Source organism: Bradyrhizobium sp. UFLA05-125, from assembly GCF_059803515.1.
Genome location: NZ_JBANBJ010000015.1, coordinates 31,401 through 47,560, shown reverse-complemented (window position 1 = coordinate 47,560; position 16,160 = coordinate 31,401). Strand labels below are relative to the sequence as shown.

Below are 16,160 nucleotides of genomic sequence, written 5' to 3'. Positions count from 1 at the left end.
GGCACGAACTGCACAATCACGCGCACCCGGACTTCATCTTTCACATATTCGGGATTTCAATCGGCATAGGGTGCTACTTGGTAGTGTACCTGATCCGGCGGTGTATAATCACGCAAGCCCGAGGGCGCGGGTTCTGATCCAGAGATGATCACGGGGCAGGGAGCAACTCACGCGTTCGGGAACGTTGAAGGCTCGGCATCGAGCTTCGATGCCGAGGTCGCTCAAAGAGTGAGTGCGTACCGTGAAGCTACGTGGCTCCCCTACTTGCGAGTCGAACCGTGCCAGCGTCAGGGAGTGGCTGTCGATTGGTCCGGAAGAACGACTAGGCGACGTGCATCCGAGCGCCAGCCTGGTGTCCCTCCAGGAGCGCATCCAGCAGCGGATCGCGTCCGATCTTCACGATTCAACCTGCCAGTATCTGATTGCTGCAAGCCTCGGCCTGATGCGCCTGCGCACCTGCCTGAACGATCAGGCAGGAGCCGCGCAGCTATGTGACGAGATTGATGCCTCGATCGACGAAGCGCTGCGGGAGATCCGGGCGTTCGCCTATCTGGTGCACCCGCAGAATCTGACCGTCGACGGTCTGAAAGCGACGATCGAACGCTATTCGCGGGGATTTGCCGCGCGGACATCGCTGCACGTCACGACCCGGATTTCGTCAGATATCGATCGCTTGTCGCGCGACAAGCAGCATTCGTTGCTCCGGGTCATCCAGGAAGCTCTCACGAACGTCTTTCGTCATGCGAAAGCGACGCAAGTGAGAATCGCCATCGCCTCGACCGGCAGCCATTTTCAACTGACGGTCAGCGACAACGGGCGGGGCTTTCCCGCTGATCGGGCAAGATCCGGTACGAAGGCTGTGATGGGCGTCGGCATTCCGGCCATGCGGGCCAGATTGCAGCAGATCGGAGGCACGCTTCATATCCGATCCGACTCAGCGGCGCGACATTCCGGCGCCACATTGCTGGCGGTGTTCCCGCGCGATTACGTCGAAAGCAAACGCAACAGGAAGGCTACAACAGTCGCGAGGGTCCACGCAGGCACATCGTGAAAGAAAACTGATCGCCGGTGGTGGCCGAAATCATCTGTCGCGCCTGGCGCCTGGGGCTGCCACCGTGTCAAAAAAGTTGGAGTGCGCTGCCATGAAGCGATTTCTCATCGCAGATGATCACGAGGCCGTGCGGTCGGGCTTGCGAGCCGTGCTCGAGCAGCGGGCGGATTGGGAGGTGGTCGCTGAAGCCAACGACGGCAGCAAGGCGGTTGCAGCTGCGATCGCCAACCAGCCCCACGTCGCCATCGTCGATTTTTCAATGCCGCGCATGACGGGGGTGGAGGTCGCACGGCGGATCAGGGAATACCCGCTTCAGACTGAGGTGCTGATCTTCACGGTGCACAATTCCAGCCTGCTCGCGCAGGAGGCGTTCCAGGCAGGCGCGCGCGCCTTCCTGCTGAAGTCCGACGCCAACAAGCTGCTGCTGGCGGCGGTGGAGGCGCTTCTGGCGCACAAGCCGTTTTGTACCAGGAGCTGTCAGAACGAACTGGATCGCGGGCTGAGCTCCGGCATGGACAGCAGGCAGGCGCTCACCCCGCGGGAGCAACTCGTCGTCAAGCTGGTTGCGGAGGGCTATAGCAACAAAGGCATCAGCTCCATCCTGGACCTCAGCGTCAAGACGACGGAAGCGCACCGGGCAGCGGCGATGCGCAAGCTCGACGTGAATTCGACGGCCGGGCTGGTCCGCTACGCGGTGCGGGCCGGGCTGATCGATGTGTGAGGCCCAAGGTATGAGGCCCTTGAGTACAATCGCCGTGGGATTTCAGGGTTTTGTGGGATAACCCGCTGGACCGCGACCGGTATGATCGCTCGATCTTCCTGCCGGTCGCCTCCATCGATCGCCCGATGGGCCCGCGGGCCGGCATACGGGAACGACGTCGTGAAGCGCATCGTGATTGCGGATGATCATGAAGTCGTGCGCTCCGGGCTGCGGGCGATCGTCGAAACCCGCTCCAACTGGATCGTCAGCGGAGAGGCGACCAACGGTGAGCAGGCGGTTGCATTGGCGCTGGAGACGCGGCCCGATATCGTGATCGTCGACTATTCGATGCCGCTCATGAACGGGCTGGAGGTCAGCCGTCGTCTGAAGGCGCTGCATGTGCGCACGGAAGTGCTGATCCTGACGATGCACGAGAACGAGGAACTGCTGACCGAAGCCATCCTGGCGGGGGTCCGCGGGTTCTTGTTCAAGTCGGATGCCAGAAACCACTTGATTTCGGCCATCGAGGCACTGCTCGACGGCCGGCCTTACTTCACCAGCCTGCTGCTGGAGAAGCTGCTCCACGACTACCAGCTCAACAAGCAGAACAAGTCGGCCATGCTGCTCACGTCGCGCGAGCAGAGCGTGGTTCAGCTCATCGCCGAAGGGCATACCAACAGGTCCATCAGCACGATCCTGAAGCTGAGCGTGAAGACCGTCGAGACGCACCGCGCCTCGGCGATGCGCAAGCTCGGGATGTCGTCGACGGCTGAGCTGGTCCGCTATGCCATTCGCAAGAGGCTGGTGGCGCCGTAAAGGCCAACCTCCTGAGAGGTCGCGTCTCGGTGACGGTCCCCCGGGCAGCACGATCAGCAGCCTCGACAGATCGCCAGCTTGCTGTCGACGGTGTTCTCTTCGCGCGTGGGCCCAAGTTCGCTTGCGAGAGACGGATCCTCGTTCCGTGTTACCTGCCGCTCGGCGGGCAGAGGCGCATAGTCCAAGAGGCGCGAGCTGGGCGTTAGGAAAGGCGGGACCGCCGGATTGGCTGGCGCCGCCAAACCTCCGCCGTGTGCGCTGCCTCTTGCATAGGCTGCGGCCGCTGCAACCAGAATAAGAATTACTGCTGCGACATGCACCGTGGCTCTCTGCATGTTAGCCTCCATTCAATTTGCCCGGCGTCAACTTCGGCGTCGCGCGAATTATCCCTCTGACAATTCACGCGGGTAGACAAATCGGTGTGAGTTGCAGCCTTCGTCGATGAATCTTCGTTAAGGCTGGCGTCGAGTCGTGAGCGCGAAACTGGAGAGCAGGTTGGAGATGACCGCTCGGGTCTGCTCAGCCTATGGTCATCAAGGCGCGGTGGATGGCAGCAAGGATTTCATCGATCTGGCAGGAACCGGTGGGACGGTTGATCTTATTCCGTGTTGGAATGACCTGTTGAGCAATCGTCGTTTGACGGCCTTGAAAAGACTAGAATACTTCGGCAGGCTCATGCAAACACCGCATGACTTCCTTGTGGCGCTTCCTTGGCCGGGCAGCAACGAGTTTTCGATGGCTGCGCGGCATGTCCGAGCTGCCGCCTGTCGAAAATTAGCCATTGACCAGCGTGCCACTTCAGTTCGATCAAGGGGCCGGCGCGCCCAGCCAAGCGCAACGGCGCCATCCAAATCAACGCCGACTTCGGAAAGCCTGTCATGTCCGTCACATCAGCCCCTCAGACCCAAGCTCACACCGCCGATCTTGCCGCTGAGGTCGACAGGCTCCTCACCGACCTCGGCGTGAGCCGTGCGAGCTACACCGAAGGCACGCTCGCCGTGCAGACGCCGATCACTGGCAAGATCGTCGGGAAGGTCAGGGAAGTCAGCGCCGCCGATGCCGCCGCGCTGATTGCGAAGGCGCATGCGGCGTTCCAGATCTGGCGGCTGGTGCCAGCGCCGAAGCGCGGTGAGCTGGTCCGGCTGTTCGGCGAAGAGCTGCGCGCCAACAAGCAGGCTTTGGGTCGGCTGGTATCGATCGAGGTCGGCAAGATCGTGTCCGAGGGCCTCGGCGAGGTCCAGGAGATGATCGACATCTGCGACTTCGCCGTCGGGCTGTCCCGCCAGCTCTATGGCCTGACCATCGCCACCGAGCGCGGCGAGCACCGGATGATGGAGAGCTGGCATCCGCTCGGAGTGACCGGCATCATCTCCGCGTTCAATTTCCCGGTTGCCGTCTGGGCATGGAACGCGGCGCTGGCACTCGTCTGCGGCAATAGCATCGTGTGGAAGCCGTCCGAGAAGACACCGCTGACGGCGCTGGCGACACAGGCGCTGTTCGACCGCGCGCTGACGCGCTTTACGAAGGACGGTGGAAGCGCGCCTGCAGGGCTCGCGGCGCTGCTGATTGGCGGCCGCGACCTCGGCGAGCTGCTTGTCGACCATACGAAAGTCCCGCTGGTATCGGCCACGGGCTCGACCGCGATGGGTCGAGCCGTGGGGCCGCGGCTCGCCAAGCGGTTCGCGCGCGCAATTCTCGAGCTCGGCGGCAACAATGCGGCCATCGTCGCGCCGACGGCCGATCTCGACCTGACGCTGCGCGGCGTTGCCTTTGCCGCGATGGGAACAGCCGGCCAGCGTTGCACGACGCTTCGGCGTCTCTTCGTTCATGAGAGTGTGTATGACAGCTTTGTTCCGCGGCTGAAGCGGGCCTACGCCTCTGTTGCCGTCGGAAGTCCCCTGGAAGCCGGCACGCTGGTTGGTCCGTTGATCGATGGCGCGGCCTATCGTGCGATGCAGGGCGCGCTCGAGGCCGCAAAAGCGGCGGGGGCTGCCGTTCACGGTGGCGAGCGGATTGCCGTCGAGGGAGCCACGGATGCGCACTACGTTCGTCCCGCGCTGGTCGAGATTGCATTGCAGACCGGGCCTGTCGAGCAGGAGACCTTCGCGCCGATCCTCTATGTGATCAGATACAGCGATTTCGATTCCGTCCTCGAACTGCACAATGCAGTTCCACAAGGGCTCTCCTCGTCGATCTTCACCAACGATTTGCGCGAGGCCGAGACGTTCCTGTCGGCACGCGGCTCCGATTGCGGGATCGCCAACGTCAATATCGGTCCGTCCGGCGCAGAGATCGGCGGTGCCTTCGGTGGCGAGAAGGAAACCGGCGGCGGACGCGAGTCCGGGTCCGATGCGTGGAAGGCCTATATGCGCCGGGCTACGAACACCATCAATTATGGCCGGACGCTCCCGCTGGCCCAGGGCGTCAAGTTCGACGTGGTGTGAGACCTGATGCAGGATCCCCGATCGCACGGTCTTTGGGCGCTGACGGCCCCGGCCGCGCCCGAGACCAGACCGCTCGTGGGCGAGCTGGATGTCGATGTCGTCGTCATAGGCGGCGGATACACCGGCATTTCGTCCGCGCTTCATCTGGCTGAGGCAGGCTCGGGCGTTGCTGTGCTCGAAGCGTCCGACATCGGCTTCGGCGGCTCGGGACGCAATGTCGGCCTCGTCAATGCGGGCATGTGGGTCATGCCTGATGCTCTCACCGCGACGCTGGGGCAGACCTTTGGCGAGCGCCTGATCGATCTCCTCGGTCACGGACCGGCGAAGGTGTTCGATCTCATCGAAAAGCACGGCATCGATTGCGAGCCGGAGCGGGCGGGCACGCTGCATTGCGCCGTCGGAAGCAAGGGGCTGGCCGAGATCGAGGCCCGTGCCGAGCAATGGCGGCGGCGCGGTGCGCCCGTCGAGGTGCTCAACGCCGAGGTGACGCGCGCCAAGATCGGCGGCGGCGACTACGCTGGCGCGCTGCTGGACAAGCGCGCCGGCACCATTCAGCCGCTCGCCTATGTCCGGGGCCTCGCGCGCGTCGCGCTCGGGGCGGGCGCGAAGATCTTCACCCAAAGTCCCGCTCTCGCTGCGTGCAAGGACGGCTCGCGCTGGAAGATCGACACCAAAGCGGGATTGGTCCGAGCGGATTGGGTGATCGTTGCCACCGATGCCTATGCGCAGGGACCGTGGTCGCAGGTTCGGCAGGAGCAGATTCATCTGCCTTATTTCAACTTTGCGACTGAGCCTTTGTCGAACAATCTGGAGGCGTCGATCCTGCCGGAAAGGCAGGGGGCCTGGGACACCAAGCAAGTGCTCTCCTCGTTCCGCTTCGACCGCGCGGGCCGGCTCGTGTTCGGCAGCGTCGGTGCGCTCGATGGAAGCGGTGCCGCGATCCACCGAGCGTGGGCCATTCGTTCGCTGCGAAAATTGTTTCCGCAGCTTGCCGACATCAGGTTCGAGGCCGGCTGGTTCGGGATGATCGGCATGACCTCGGACAATCTGCCGCGCTTTCACAAGCTCGACCGCAACGTCATTGCCTTCAGCGGCTACAACGGCCGGGGCATCGCGCCGGGGACGGTGTTTGGCGGCGTGCTGGCGTCCTACGTGCTCGGCCATGTCGCTGAAAGCGACCTTCCGCTGCCGGTTGCAGCTTGCGAGGAGCCGCGCTTCCGCTTCGCGCAGGAGGCCCTCTACCGCGCCGGATCCCAGCTCGTTCATCTGACCGAAGCGCGGCTCTGAGTCGTCGAACCATGAAAGAGGATGCCTTGCTGCGTTACTTCACTGCTGCTGAGGTCGAGGCCGGCCTCGACTATGCCAGACTGATCGACGCGCTGGCCGAATCCTTCCGGCGCGGCGGCGAGGCGATGCCGGTTCGGCAGAGCTACGACGTCGGAACTCCCGACACGCCCGGCCACCTCCTGACCATGCCGGCTTGGGAGCGGGGTAAGGCGCTGGGGGTGAAGCTCGTGACGGTATTCCCCGCGAACGCGTCCCGCGGCCTCGGTGCCGTGTCGTCGCTCTACACGCTGTTCGACGGCACGACCGGCCGGCCGCGTGCGATGATCGACGGCGAGACGTTGACAAACCGGCGGACGGCTGCAGCTTCCGCGCTTGCCTCGCGGTATCTCTCGCGCCCGAACAGCAGCACGTTGCTTGTCATTGGGACAGGTCGCATTGCGGCCTGTCTGCCGGTTGCGCACCGCGCCACGCGTTCGATCGCACGCGTGCTCGTTTGGGGCCGCAATCTGCAACGCGCGCAGGCCTTTGCAGGCGAGATCTCCCGGCAAGGGTTCGCCACCGAGACGGTTGTCGATCTGCCGACGGCATTGGCCGAGGCGGACATCATCAGTTGCGCGACGACATCGGTCGAGCCCCTCGTGCTGGGTCGATATTTGAGGCCCGGCACACATCTCGATCTCGTCGGCGCGTTCACGCGCAACATGCGTGAGAGCGACGACGAGGCCGTCTGCCGCAGCCGCGTCTTCGTCGATACTTATGGCGGCGCGCTCGCGGAAGCCGGTGATCTGCTCCAGCCGATCGCTGCCGGACGCTGGGACGCCGGCAGGATTTGTGGCGATCTGCATGAGCTGACCAGCGGTGCGCGGCCGGGTCGTCTGGAGGAGAGCGAGATCACCCTGTTCAAGTCAGTCGGGGCGGCGTCCGAGGATCTCGCAGCCGCCTCGCTCCTCGTCGGCAGGTGGGACTCCTGAATGGGCGAGGCCGCTTCATTAGGTCAGCGATCGGCGGTCAATTGCTGGCGATACCGTTCTGCGTCCCAACTCAGCAACGCGTGCTCGTTCTCCGCCGAGAGATAGCGGACCTGTGCCGTCAGAGGCAGACGGCAGGTCACGAGTCCGAGACAGGTCAGCATAGCTTCGGCACCATCGCTTGCATCCTTGCGAATGACGCAGCCGAGGCCGGGAACGAGGAGCGCAACCGGAGGCGGCAGCCTGTCCGCCTGGGCTCTCGACGTCAGGAGGCGCAGGTCCTCGCCGTGGTCCAGCACGGGCAGGCCGGGACCAAGAAAGACGACATGGTCCGGATACAGCGAGCCGCTCGTCGCGACGGCACGGCTGAAGCGGTCGATCGCGACGCCGTGGCAGAGCGGATCTTTTGGCGAACGATAATCCGTACCGGCGCAGATTGAACGGAGCGCCTCATCATCGGCGGGTATGGCACTGCGCGGGCTGAGTGCGAGCCGTCTCTCCACCTCGTCCACCAGCACCTCCGCCGCCGCGCAGCTTTCTGCGCCGACCACCAGCCCATGGTTGCCGAGGATCAGGACATCCACGGCATCCTCGGCCAGAACATCGTTCACGGCCTTCGCCAGCGGCAGTCCCGGATGATGATAGTCGAGCCAGCGCCAGGCCAATCCGTCGAGGCGTCTTGCAAGCTCCTCGCGCGCATCGGACTGCACCGCCCACGCGATCGTGTTGACCGAATGGACGTGCAACACGACGGGATGGGGCATGAGCGCGTGGAGCGAGGTTTCGATCGAGGCGCGCAACGTGGTATTGGCATCGGGAGCGAGAGGAATCTTTTCTTCGCCTTGCCTGAGCGCGGCGCGTGCTGCACCAAGCGGCACCGGAACGAAGATGTCCTTTGCTTCCGCATCCGCAAGCCAGGTGCCGGACGCCTTCACCCAGAGCACGTCGTCATCCTTGATCGAGGAATTGCCGCCGGCGCCCTGCACCAGCAGGATGTTGCGGCCGACGCGGGCCGACATCTGGCGGAGATCGTCGAGTTGCGCAGGCTCCCGCATGGAAAGGCCTCACCAGGTCAAGTGATTCATCAGCCAGTTCGGCGCCGCGCCTTCCGATCCCGCCAGCATGCGGATCGCCGCCGGCAGATCGGGCGCGCCTGCGAGCGCGTCCCTGTGCACGCCCGCACCGAGGAGCAGGGTCAGCATTCCCTTCGCCCGCGCGCCGGCGACGTCGTGATCGAGGGAATCGCCGATCATCAGGACCCGCTTCGGATCGGGATGGCCGAGTTGCTCCAGCGCCGCCTCGAAGATCGGCGCGTGCGGCTTGCCGACGAACGCCACGGCACCCCCAAGCTTCTCGTAGAACCGCGCCAAGGCGCCCGGCGCCGGGATCAGTCCGTTCGCGCTGAACATGGTCAGATCAGGGTTGGCGCACAGCATCGGCAATCGCCGCGCTGCGGCCGTGACAAAACGCGCACGCCAGTGCTCGGGCTCGGCGACGTCATCATCGAGGCCGGCGAGCAAGATGAAATCGGCGTTCTCGATCCCGGTCACGATCGAAAGGTCGAGACGGTCGATAACCGAATGATCGCCGCCGCGCGTGATGAGAAAACATGATCGGCCGAGATCGGTGAACGGGGCGCGTACACGTTGCCGCAGGCCCGCCCAGGTCACCTCGCCGGAGGTCAGGATTCCGTCATAGGCCTCCGGCGGCAGGCCGAGCCTTACAAGCCGCTCTTCGTTGCTGCGTGCACGCTTGCCGGAATTCGACAGCACCAGCACGCGCTTGCCTGCGGCCTTGAGCTTCGCCACGCAATTCCGCGCGGCCGGAAAGACGTCGCCGCCTTCATGCAGCGTGCCCCATTGGTCGAGCAGAACGTGATCGAACCGGTCGGCGATCGCGCTCAGCGCATCGATTTCGACGGTGCCGGCTCTCATGACGGGCTGCCGTGCAAGGCCAGCAGCGCAGCGCCATAGCTTGCCTCGGTTTGCTCGGCCGTCGTGACGGCAACGCCGAGCGCGCGGCGTCTGATCTCGGTCCATGCCGCGTTCTTCGCACCGCCGCCAATGCTGACGACGCGGCGCAGTTGCGGGGCTCCGAGCGCAGCGAGACGCTGATAGGCGAGGGATTCGACCGACGCGATGCCTTCGAGCAGGGCCTGGAAGAAGCGATGGTCCTTTGCCGGGCGCGGTGTGATGCGTGCGGCCAAGGACGGATCGGCAATCGGGAAGCGCTCGCCGGGTTTTGGCAAAGGATAGTAGTCGAGCCCAGTTGGTTCCTCCGGCCGCAATTGCGGGGTCAGCCGTTCCATCTCCGCCGCCGAAAAATGCGCGAGCAGCGCGCCGCCGCCGGAATTGGAGGCGCCGCCGGCAAGCCAACGCTCGCCAAGCCGGTGTGAATAGACGCCCTGATCCGCAGCGAAGATCGGCTGCGTGGCCAGCAGCTTGACGACCAGCGTCGTTCCGAGCGAGGTCACGGCATCGCCGGGGCTGTCGGCGCGCGTCGCGATGAAAGCGGCGACACCGTCGGTAGTGCCGGCCGTAATGCGGGCCGCTTTCGACAAGCCGAGCTCCGAGGCAATCGCTGGATCGATCTCGGCAAAGGGCGTCCCCGGCACCAACACGCGCGGCAAAAGTGTGTGTGGCACGCCGAGCTGATCGAGCCAGGCCGGCCAGCTGCGCGTGACGGGATCGTAGCCGAGTTTCAACACGTTATTCTCGTCGCTGACGCCGTGGGTGCCCGCCAGCCGGCCGGCGATCCAATCGGCCTGATGCACGGCAAAACGCGCGCCTCTCGCTTCGCTGTGGCCCAGCAAGTGAAGCAGTTTCGCCAATGCGCTGCTGGCGCCGTGAGCGCCGCTTTCCTTTGGCGCAACCGACGCAATGCGCCCGGCTTCCTTCGCCGCGCGGGCATCGTTGTACATCAGCCCCGGCGTGCAGGGCCGGCCGGCAGCGTCGATCAGGAGCAGCGTGCCGGACGTGCCGTCGACGCAAATGCGCTCGACGGCTTCGAGATCGATGCTGCGTCCGAGCTTGCTGATCGCAACAACGCTCGCGTGCCACCAGAATTCGGGGTCCTGGTCGATCGCATCACCGTCCTGTCGCGGCGGGGGCAGGGTGGCCGCTTCCATGCCCAGGATGTCGCCGCGCACATCGACGGCGCAGGCGCGGACGCCGCTGGTTCCAACGTCGATGCCGAGGAACATACCCGTCATTGGATCTCACCTCCCTTTGGCACCTCTGACGATGGCGGCCCAGATCACAATCACCGCCGCGATTGCACTGCAGCACGTTTGGGGGATTGACGTCCCGGCCGGCCTCTGCAATTTTTTGCAGGGCGTGAAGAAATTTGCAAGCGAGCTTTTTCGCCGTGGTGATGCAACCCGACAGGCTGGCGACGATTGACGGCGAAGCGTCGCTCGCGACACGCGCGGCGTGGCTCTATTTCGCTGCCGGACTGACCCAGTCGGAGGTCGCCGACCGCCTCAACATCCAGAGCACCAAGGCGCACCGGCTGATCGCGCGCGCCAGCCGTGAGGGCATGATCCGGGTCTTCGTGGAAGGGCCGGTCGCCGAATGCGTCGCGCTGGAGAACACGCTGGTCGAGCGCTACGGGCTCTCCTTCTGCCGCGTCGCGCCCGATCTCGGCGAGGGCGACTTGCCGCTGAAGGCGCTGGCGCTGGAGGGCGCGAGCTTCCTGCGGCAACTCCTCGAGCGCGGCGAGCACAGGATCATCGGCGTCGGCCACGGCCGCACGCTCGCCGCGATGGTGGAACAATTGCCCCAGACGCCGGCGCGCGGCGTGCAATTCGTGTCGCTGCTTGGCGGACTGACGCGGAAATTCGCGGCCAATCCCTTCGACGTCATCCATCGCCTCGCCGAGCGCACAGGCGCGGAGGCTTATCTTCTGCCGGTTCCCGTGTTCGCCAATTCCGTCGCCGACCGCGCCGTGCTGATGCAGCAATATGGCATCGCCGACGTATTCGCGCTCGCCCGCAAGGCCTCGTTGCTGTTCGTCGGCATCGGCCAGATCCACGCCGAGGGTTTTCTGGTCTCTAGCGGCATGATCAAGCCGGACGAAGTCGTGGAACTGAAGCGGGAAGGCGCCTGCGCCGATCTGCTCGGCCATTTCTTCAACGCCGATGGCAAGATGCTCGACATCGATCTGTCGGCGCGCGCCACCTCGATGGAGGCGGCGGACTTACGGAAACATCGCATCGTCGCCATCGGCGGCGGATTGGCAAAAGTCACGGCGCTGCGCGCGGTTTTGCGCAGCGGCCTCCTGCACGGCCTCATCATCGATGAGGTGACAGCGCAGGCACTCGCTACCGACAAGCCGGAGGCAACATCCGGCAAAACCAAGAACAAGGGTCGGAAGGGAACGTAAACGCGCACCATGGGAGGTTACTATGTACGACCGCGAGAAGAATCTGTTCGATTCCTACGCCGGCAAACGTATCAGCCGGCGTGATCTACTGGATGGAGCCGCCAAGCTCGGCATCGCCGGCGCAGCGGCCAACGCAGGCTTCGCCTCCGCGATGTCGCGGGCGATGGCCGCGGACTTCAACTGGAAGGCCTATAGCGGCAAGTCCATCAAGCTGCTGCTGAACAAGCATCCCTACGTCGATGCGATGATCGGCGATCTCGAAGCGTTCAAGGCGCTGACGGGCATGAACGTCACCTACGACATCTTCCCGGAGGACGTCTATTTCGACAAGGTGACCGCGGCGCTGTCCTCGAAATCGGATCAGTACGACGCCTTCATGACCGGCGCCTACATGACCTGGACCTACGGTCCGGCCGGCTGGATCGAGGACCTCAACACCTACATCAAGGATCCCGCCAAGACCAACCCGGCCTTCGCCTGGGACGATGTTCTGCCCGGCCTGCGGTCATCGACCGCGTGGGACGGCGTTGCGGGTTCCGAGCTCGGCTCGGGCAAGGCCAAGCAGTGGTGCATCCCCTGGGGCTACGAGCTCAACAACATCACCTACAATCGCAACATCTTCAGCAAGGTCGGCGTCAAGCCGCCGACGAACCTCGACGAAATGCTCGAGGTGGCCGCGAAGATCACCAAGGACGCCGGCGGGCCCTACGGCGTCGGCGTTCGCGGCTCGCGCTCCTGGGCGACCATCCATCCGGGCTTCCTCTCGGCCTATTCGAACTTCGGCCAGAGGGATTTTGTGATGGAGGGCGGCAAGCTGAAGGCCGCGATGAACACCAAGGCTTCGAAGGATTTTCACGAGAAATGGGTCAAGATGATCCAGACATCGGGCCCGAAGAACTGGTCGACCTACACCTGGTACCAGGTCGGCACCGACCTCGGCGCCGGCGCGTCCGGCATGATCTTCGACGCCGACATTCTCGGCTACTTCATGAACGGCGGCGACAACAAGGAGAAGGGCAATCTCGGCTACGCGCCGTTTGCCGCCAATCCGGCCGCCAAGGCGCCGACGCCGAACGTCTGGATCTGGTCGCTCGCAATGTCGAGCTTCTCCAAGCAGAAGGATGCAGCCTGGGTGTTCATGCAATGGGCGGCTTCCGTCGAGCACGACCTGTTCGGCGCCCGCAAGATGGACTTCGTCAACCCGGTGCGCGCCTCGGTCTGGAAGGACTCGGAGTTCCGCGACCGCATCGCAAAGTCCTATCCCGGCTATCTGGAGCAGCATGACGTTTCGGCCCCGGGCGCCAAGATCTACTTCACGGCGCAGCCGCTGTTCTTCGACCTGACCACCGAATGGGCAGCCTCGCTCCAGAAGATGGTCGCCAAGGAGATCAGCGTCGACGAAGGCCTCGATAAGCTCGCCGACAGCATCAACCGTCAGCTCAAACAAGCAGGTCTTGGATGAACTCGCCTCGGTTGACGCCTTTCGTGGTGTCTTAATTCCTCCACGCCACGACAACCCGCCGGTTCGGAACGCCTACGATCCGGGCCGGCGGTGTTGCAGTGAGAGTATGATCCCGTATCATCATGAGCATGGTTCAACTCCTTCAGACCTCTGCGCTTCCGCGCCGCACCACGAGGCTGCGCGGTCGCATGCTGCCTTACCTGCTGAGCCTGCCGGCTCTGCTCGTCTGCATCGCCATCCTCGTGCCGTTCGTGACGGCCGCGGTCTATTCGCTCCAGCGCTACCGGCTGAACCTGCCTTACCTGCGCGGCTTCATCGGGGTCGACAACTATATCGACTTCCTCACCGACCCCGCATTCTGGAATACGCTGCGTATCTCGCTCGTCTATACCGCGTTGACGGTGGTGCTCGAGCTTCTGCTCGGCCTGGGCATCGCGTTGCTCCTGCGGCGGCCGACACGCTTCCACAATGCGGTGTCGATCGTGCTTCTGCTGCCGCTGATGACGGCGCCCGCGATTGCCGCGCTGATGTGGAAGTTGATGACCAATCCGAGCTTCGGCATCCTGTCCTATCTGGTCAGCCTGTTCGGCGTGCACGACTTTAAGTGGGCCTCCGACCCATCGAGCGCGCTGTTCACGGTCGTCCTGGTCGACGTCTGGGTCTACACGCCCTTCATCATGATCCTGCTGCTCGCCGGCCTGCGCTCGCTGCCGCGCCAGCCGTTCGAGGCCGCGGCGCTCGATGGCGTTCCGGCAAGCTTTGTGTTCTTCCGCATCACGCTGCCGATGCTCGCGCCCTACATCATCACGGCCTCGCTGTTCCGCCTGCTCGATTCCATCCAGCAGTTCGACATCATCTATGCGATGACGCAAGGTGGCCCCGGTGACCGGCTGATGGTGTTCCAGGTCCAGGCCTATCTCGAATTCTTCCAGTACACCAATGTCGGCCGCTCGGCGGCGCTGCTAATGATCCTCTGGCTGATCACCAACATCCTGTCGAACATTTTCATCAAGAACTGGCTGCGGCTGCGTGCACGCGCCCACGGTCACGCGTAAGGGCGGGGGCAGCGATGGATCATTCCAGTCTTGCAGGTCGCATCTTCCGGGGCGTCGCGCTGGCGCTGGTGCTCGTCTTCTTCATGTTCCCGATCGTCTGGATCCTCATGATGTCGTTCCAGACGAATGAACAGATCCTGCGGATTCCACCGCACATCCTGTTCGAGCCGACGCTTTCCAACTATCAGGCTTTGATCTCGGGCCAGCTTCGCACCACGGCAGGCAATCTCGAGATCTCCTTCATGCGCAACCTCATGAACAGCTTCGTGCTGTCGAGCGCGGCGGTGCTCCTGGCCCTGCTGCTCGGCGTGCCCGCGGCCTACGCGTTCGCGCGGTTCAAGTTCCGGCTCGGCGAAAGCATCGCCTTCACGTTGCTGTCGTTCCGCTTTGCGCCGCCTCTGCTCGTGCTGCTGCCGCTGTCACTGTACTACCAGCAACTCGGGCTCAGCGACACGTATTTCGGTATCGTCTGGGTCTATCAGCTCATCGCGCTTCCCCTGATCCTGTGGATCGTGCGCGGCTATTTCGAGGACATCAGCCCGGACATCGAGCACGCCTATCGGCTCGCCGGCCATTCCTGGCGCGAGGCCTTTACCCGCATTGCGGTGCCGCTCGCCGGTCCCGGCATCGCGGCGGCGGGCCTGCTGTCCTTCATCTTCTGCTGGAACAATTTCGTCTTCGCGCTGATCCTGGCCTCTGCCGACAAGCAGCCCGTGACAGTGGGCGCGCTGGCCTTCGTCACGGCCTCAGGCATCCAGTACGGCCAGATCGCAGCTGCGATCGTGCTCTCGGTTACGCCGACCTTGCTGCTCGCGCTCTATGCGCAGCGCTACCTGGTCGAGGGGCTCTCGCTCGGCGCGGTGAAAGGCTGACCCATGGCGCGTCTTGAACTTAATTCCGTCGGCAAGGCTTTCGGCGCGGTGCGTTGCGCGGAAAACCTGTCGCTGGCGGTCGAGCCCGGCGAGATCGTTGCGGTGTTCGGCCCCTCGGGCAGTGGCAAGACTGTGCTGCTGCGCATGATCGCGGGCATGTTCGAACCTGACGAGGGCGACATCCTGGTTGGCGGCCGCTCCATCGTCGGCGCGCCACCGGAGCAGCGCGGCATCGGCATGGCCTTCCAGAACTTCGCGCTGTTCCCGCACATGAGTGCGCAGGACAACATTGCGAGCGGCCTGCGGGCCAAAGCCAAGGGCGGCGAGTTGGCCTCGCGAGTCACGTCGATCAGCCGGTTGTTGAAGATCGAGCATGTGCTCGGCCATATGCCGCGCGAATTGTCCAACGGGCAAAAGCAGCGCACGGCGCTCGCGCGCGCGCTGATCGGCAATCCGGAGGTGCTGCTGCTGGATGATCCCTTGCGCAACGTCGATGCAAAACTTCGCTATGAAATGCGGCTCGAGCTGCCGAGCCTGTTGCGCCGCAGCTCTGCCGCGGTGCTCTACGTCACCCAGGACTATCGCGAAGCGATGGCGATTGCGGACCGCATCGCGGTGCTGATCGAGGGCCGTCTCGTCCAGGTCGCGCGCCCCGAAGAGATTTACGCCCGGCCGGCATCGGTTGCGGTGGCGCGCCTGTTCGGCGATCCCAGCATCAATCTGGCCGAAGTCACGCCCCACGCAGAGCAGGCGGGCCTGACGGCCGAGATTGCCGGGACAAAAGTCAGGCTCGATCCCGTGGATCAGCAGGCGACCGACCTCAGTCGGTGCTGGCTCGGCGTTCGCCCCGACGATCTCGTCATTACCCGGTCAGCCAGCGAAGACGCCGTTCCAGCGCGCGTCGTCGCGGTTACACCGATGCACGAAAGGGCCGTGCTGCTGCTGCGCTTTGCCGATGGCTCTGAATGGCTCGCGGCGCTGCCGCCGGATTCACCGATGGCGAGTGCCGACGACAGCGTTTTCGTCCGTTTCGCGCCGGAGGCGGCACTGTTGTTCGATCGTGCGACCGGGCTCCGGGTTGGTCTGCCGTACCGGCGTCAGGCGGCGTGAGGGAAGCGAACC

The 16,160-nt window shown here is 64.2% G+C and carries 14 protein-coding genes; 11 read left to right on the top strand and 3 right to left on the bottom strand.

Going from position 1 to position 16,160, the window contains the following annotated elements; translation table 11 throughout:
• Positions 1–232 precede the first annotated feature (232 nt).
• The 6 genes from SO156_RS16300 to lhpI all read left to right on the top strand — a co-directional run bounded on the left by SO156_RS16300 (position 233) and on the right by lhpI (position 7,269).
• Complete coding sequence (locus SO156_RS16300; RefSeq protein ID WP_498535498.1) at positions 233–1,051, top strand: sensor histidine kinase; 819 nt, start codon at positions 233–235, stop codon at positions 1,049–1,051.
• Between the two features lie 91 nt (positions 1,052–1,142).
• Positions 1,143–1,772, top strand: a complete 630-nt coding sequence (locus SO156_RS16295; protein WP_498535497.1) for a response regulator — start codon at positions 1,143–1,145, stop codon at positions 1,770–1,772.
• Positions 1,773–1,931: 159 nt separating this feature from the next.
• Positions 1,932–2,567, top strand: a complete 636-nt coding sequence (locus SO156_RS16290) for a response regulator transcription factor (protein ID WP_027521051.1) — start codon at positions 1,932–1,934, stop codon at positions 2,565–2,567.
• 878 nt (positions 2,568–3,445) lie between these two features.
• A complete protein-coding gene (amaB, locus tag SO156_RS16285; RefSeq protein WP_458150357.1) occupies positions 3,446–5,011 on the top strand; it encodes an L-piperidine-6-carboxylate dehydrogenase in 1,566 nt (521 codons plus the stop codon).
• A gap of 3 nt (positions 5,012–5,014) precedes the next feature.
• Positions 5,015–6,298: an NAD(P)/FAD-dependent oxidoreductase gene (locus SO156_RS16280; RefSeq protein ID WP_498535558.1), complete on the top strand. Its 1,284-nt coding sequence runs from the start codon at positions 5,015–5,017 to the stop codon at positions 6,296–6,298.
• 11 nt (positions 6,299–6,309) lie between these two features.
• A complete protein-coding gene (gene lhpI / locus SO156_RS16275) occupies positions 6,310–7,269 on the top strand; it encodes a bifunctional Delta(1)-pyrroline-2-carboxylate/Delta(1)-piperideine-2-carboxylate reductase (protein ID WP_498535496.1) in 960 nt (319 codons plus the stop codon).
• Between the two features lie 23 nt (positions 7,270–7,292).
• On the opposite strand, the gene SO156_RS16270 is transcribed toward lhpI, so the two are convergent.
• The 3 genes from SO156_RS16270 to SO156_RS16260 are packed head-to-tail and all read right to left on the bottom strand — an operon-like array spanning position 7,293 to position 10,477.
• Positions 7,293–8,321 carry a class II aldolase/adducin family protein gene (locus tag SO156_RS16270; protein ID WP_498535495.1) on the bottom strand — a complete coding sequence of 343 codons (1,029 nt, stop codon included), beginning with the start codon at positions 8,319–8,321 and terminating at the stop codon, positions 7,293–7,295.
• Positions 8,322–8,330: 9 nt separating this feature from the next.
• Positions 8,331–9,200: a TIGR01459 family HAD-type hydrolase gene (locus SO156_RS16265; RefSeq protein ID WP_498535494.1), complete on the bottom strand. Its 870-nt coding sequence runs from the start codon at positions 9,198–9,200 to the stop codon at positions 8,331–8,333.
• Complete coding sequence (locus SO156_RS16260) at positions 9,197–10,477, bottom strand: FGGY-family carbohydrate kinase (RefSeq protein WP_498535493.1); 1,281 nt, start codon at positions 10,475–10,477, stop codon at positions 9,197–9,199. Before SO156_RS16260 ends, SO156_RS16265 begins: the two co-directional genes overlap by 4 nt.
• A gap of 161 nt (positions 10,478–10,638) precedes the next feature.
• Between SO156_RS16260 and SO156_RS16255 the strand changes: the two genes are divergently transcribed.
• The 5 genes from SO156_RS16255 (at position 10,639) to SO156_RS16235 (ending at position 16,148) form a co-directional block, all read left to right on the top strand.
• A complete protein-coding gene (locus tag SO156_RS16255; protein WP_498535557.1) occupies positions 10,639–11,649 on the top strand; it encodes a sugar-binding transcriptional regulator in 1,011 nt (336 codons plus the stop codon).
• A 22-nt stretch (positions 11,650–11,671) separates the two neighbouring features.
• The gene (locus SO156_RS16250; protein ID WP_498535492.1) at positions 11,672–13,111 is read left to right on the top strand and encodes an extracellular solute-binding protein; all 1,440 of its coding nucleotides are present in this window, start codon (positions 11,672–11,674) and stop codon (positions 13,109–13,111) included.
• Positions 13,112–13,239: 128 nt separating this feature from the next.
• Complete coding sequence (locus SO156_RS16245) at positions 13,240–14,166, top strand: carbohydrate ABC transporter permease (protein ID WP_458150367.1); 927 nt, start codon at positions 13,240–13,242, stop codon at positions 14,164–14,166.
• A 14-nt stretch (positions 14,167–14,180) separates the two neighbouring features.
• On the top strand, positions 14,181–15,038 hold the full coding sequence (locus SO156_RS16240) for a carbohydrate ABC transporter permease (protein WP_498535491.1): 858 nt from the start codon (positions 14,181–14,183) through the stop codon (positions 15,036–15,038).
• A 3-nt stretch (positions 15,039–15,041) separates the two neighbouring features.
• Positions 15,042–16,148, top strand: a complete 1,107-nt coding sequence (locus tag SO156_RS16235; RefSeq protein ID WP_498535490.1) for an ABC transporter ATP-binding protein — start codon at positions 15,042–15,044, stop codon at positions 16,146–16,148.
• Positions 16,149–16,160 lie beyond the last annotated feature (12 nt).